The sequence below is a fragment of the Collinsella aerofaciens genome (genome assembly GCF_032584215.1).
Classification (GTDB): Bacteria; Actinomycetota; Coriobacteriia; order Coriobacteriales; family Coriobacteriaceae; genus Collinsella.
In genome coordinates this window covers 1-514 of sequence record NZ_JAWHPN010000099.1, presented here as the reverse complement: position 1 = coordinate 514, position 514 = coordinate 1, and the positions used below count along the sequence as shown (strand labels likewise).

Here is a 514-nt window from a genome sequence, read left to right as displayed (position 1 = left end):
AGAGATAGCGCAGTCCCGCCGAAAAAAGACTCGCGCCGATAATCGGGAGGAACGCAAGGAGCGCATACATGACGGAATCCGCAAGAATCGGGAAAGCGGCGGTGTAATTATAATACCGCCACCCCCAGCCGTACAAGCGCAAGGGCAGACTCCCCGAAAAATGCGTGTTGCAGCTTATGTCCGTGTCAGCACACAGGAAGAACAGCAAGTAGGCAGTTTTGAGATGCAAATTGTCTATTTCAAATCCAAAATTGAGAGCAATCCCGATTGGGAGTTAGTAAAAATCTATCAAGATTACGGCGTAAGCGGCACTTCCACGAACAAGCGGCAGGGATTTAAGGACATGATTGATGACGCAAAAGCAGGCAAGATTGACCTAATTTTGACAAAGGGCATAAATCGCTTTGGTAGAAATACGGTTGATATTTTGAACAATTTGCGTACTCTGAACGCCTTGACTCCACCTGTCCCGGTGCGATTTGAAAGCGAAGGGCTGTCCTCTATCGGGGATGGC

The 514-nt window shown here is 48.4% G+C and carries 1 protein-coding gene; it reads left to right on the top strand.

The annotated features are described in order from the left end of the window. Window positions 1–160: 160 nt before the first annotated feature. On the top strand, window positions 161–514 hold a 354-nt coding region (locus RX395_RS09930; protein ID WP_316367322.1), incomplete at its 3' end, for a recombinase family protein.